This is a genomic window from Protofrankia sp. CiP1_Cm_nod4 (genome assembly GCF_982290645.1).
In genome coordinates this window covers 25608-28372 of record NZ_CEVIVC010000027.1, presented here as the reverse complement: position 1 = coordinate 28372, position 2765 = coordinate 25608, and the positions used below count along the sequence as shown (strand labels likewise).

Genomic DNA, 2765 nt, shown 5'->3' with positions numbered 1-2765 from the left:
GTGAGGCCGGCTGTGAGGCCGGCTGTGAGGCCGGCATCGGGGCCGGGGCCTGTGCCCGCGCCGGTGTCACCGCCGGCGCCGTCCGGCACGGCCCGCGGCCCACGGCCGACGAGGCTCACCCGCCAGCCGGCGGCGGTCTGGCTGAGCCTGCGCACGCGCGTCCCCAGCAGGATCTCCGCCTCGCTGGCGTCCGCGACGGCCGCGGCGAAGCGGCCCAGACCACCGCGCACCGAGGCGAACACCGGGGCGGACGCGGGGTCGGCCGGCGCGGTACGGGCCCGCGCCCGGTACGCCCCGAGCAGCAGCGAACGGCTCTCGGACATGATCGGGGCCAGCTGCGGGACCGTGGCCCGCAGCGACATGGCGTCGGCCCGCCCCGCGTACACCCCGCCGAGCAGCGGATCCACCAGGCGTTCGACGACCTGGCGGCCGACCCGGGCACCCACGAAGCCGCCGACCGTGGGATCGGCCGGCAGCGGGGTGTGCGGCAGCACCAGATCGGCCGCGGCGCGCACGAGCCCGGCCGGGGAGAGCACCCGGGAGCGCAGCAGGCCGACCACGTCGGTCGGGACGCCGAGCAGGGTCCGCGGCGGCAGCGGGCGCAGCCGGCCGGAGATCAGCAGCGACGCGCTGGTGGTGGCCGGGTGGACGATGTCGTGGCCGAGGCCCACATGACGGGCCAGCCGCACCGCGTCCGGCACCCGGACGAGGAACGACTCGGCGCCCTCCTCAAGCTCGAGCCCCTCGAACGGGGTCGTCCGCAGCTTGCCCCCGACCCGGTCGGCGGCCTCCACGACGGTGACCTGGGCTCGGCCCCGCAGTGCATGGGCGGCCGCAAGCCCCGCGACACCCGCTCCGACCACGACGACCCGCATGCAGACCCGCTCCTCCCGTTACGGCCACCTCACCCGATACGCCTGGCCACCGTCCGCGCACCGGCCGCCATTGTCCAGCGGCGTGCCGGCCCGGGCCGACGGCCGCATGTTGCGTGACCCGCACCAGTTTCCTCCCGCGTCCGCCCGCCGGACCGCGACGGGCGAAGATTGCCCGGCAAGGGTGAGGAAAGGCACCCGGCCGCCCACACGGCGTCACATAACATCGCATAAAGTCACTTAAGACCTACGCCGCGCCACAGCGGATACCGTGCGGCGCCACACGATGCCGCCCGGGCCGCACCGCGCCGCCCGTGACGGCCAGCTCCAGCCCGACTTCCCGTGCCAGGCGCCACACGATGCCGCGCGGGCCGCACCGCGCCGCCCGGGCCGCACGATGCCGCATGAGCCGTGGGCCGCACGGCGCCGCGCGATGGCGCGGCGGGGGCCGGGCCCTGGCCGCCCCGCCGGCTGACCGGGCAGAGGCTGCCCAGCCCGCCCGTCGGACGGCCGGAATGACGATCAGGAGGGCACCGGGACCGGAAGGGCACCGATCAGGAGAGCCCTGGCCGGCAAGACGCCGGCCAGGAGAGTGGCTCCCGGAAAGCGGTGCCCGGGAAAGCGACGGCCGGCGGACGGGCGGTGCTCAGAACTCGTGCACCAGCTCGACGATGTGGGCGAGCACGTCCGGGTCGGTCTCGGGCAGCACGCCGTGCCCGAGGTTGAACACGTGGCCGTCCGCCTTGGCGCCGCGGGCGCACACGTCATGGACCTTCTCGGCGAGGACGTCACGCGGCGCGAAGACGGCGGTCGGGTCGAGGTTGCCCTGCACCGCCCGGCCCGGGCCGATCCGGCGGGCGGCCTCGTCCAGCGGGACCCGCCAGTCCACCCCCACCACGTCGGCCCCGGCATCGGCCATGACGGTGAGCAGTTCCCCGGTGTTCACCCCGAAATGGATGCGGGGGACGCCGTCCCCGGCGAACGCCTCGAGGACCCGCCGGCTGTGGGGCAGGACGTAGCGGCGGTAGTCGGCCTCGTCCAGCGCCCCGGCCCACGAGTCGAACAGCTGCAGCGCGCTCACCCCCGCGTCCACCTGGACCCGAAGGTAACCGATGGTGATGTCGGCGAGCCGGTCGGCCAGCTCGTGCCACACCTGCGGCGCGCTGTACATCAGCTGCTTGGTGCGGGCGTGCGTCCGGCTCGGCCCGCCCTCGACGAGATAGCTGGCCAGGGTGAACGGAGCCCCGGCAAAGCCGATCAGCGGGGTCGGCCCCAGCTCGCGCACGAGCGTGTGGACGGCTTCGGTCACGTACGGGACGTCGTCGCCGGCGAGCGGGCGCAGCCGGGCCAGCGCGGCACCGTCCCGGACCGGCTCCGCGACGACCGGGCCCACCCCGGCGACGATGTCGATGTCCACCCCGATGGCGACCAGGGGCAGCACGATGTCGGAGAACAGGATCGCGGCATCCGTACCGAAACGGCGTATCGGCTGTAGTGTGATTTCTGTCACCATATCCGGATCACGGCAGGAGTCGAGCATCGCCGTGCCCGCGCGCAGCTTGCGGTACTCGGGCAGCGCGCGGCCCGCCTGACGCATGAACCACACCGGAACATGCTCGGCGGGCTCGCCCCTGCAGGCACGCAGGAACGGCGCGTCGCGCAACTCGGGGCGTGGCCCGGGCACCCCACCCACCTCGGACGTCCCGCCTGGTTCCACTGGATCCACCGCCGGATCCACCGCTGCCGCACACATGACCCTGATGGTTGCACGTTCATCGCGAAGGATGCCTCCGACAGGGGGTGCGGCCCGGTCGCGACCTCCGTCACGCCCGCCACCACGCCTCCTGCCACGCCCACCGCCACGCCCACCGCGGCGCCCACCGCGGCACACGG

General features: G+C 74.8%; 2 protein-coding genes. Both read right to left on the bottom strand.

Going from position 1 to position 2765, the window contains the following annotated elements; all coding sequences use genetic code 11:
• A partial coding sequence (gene hemG, locus AC5LSR_RS07850) for a protoporphyrinogen oxidase (RefSeq protein WP_493468298.1) occupies positions 1 to 875 on the bottom strand: 875 nt, incomplete at its 3' end.
• A gap of 643 nt (positions 876 to 1518) precedes the next feature.
• Entirely contained in the window at positions 1519 to 2625 is a 1107-nt protein-coding gene (hemE, locus tag AC5LSR_RS07845) for a uroporphyrinogen decarboxylase (protein WP_250282126.1), read from the bottom strand.
• Positions 2626 to 2765: the final 140 nt, after the last annotated feature.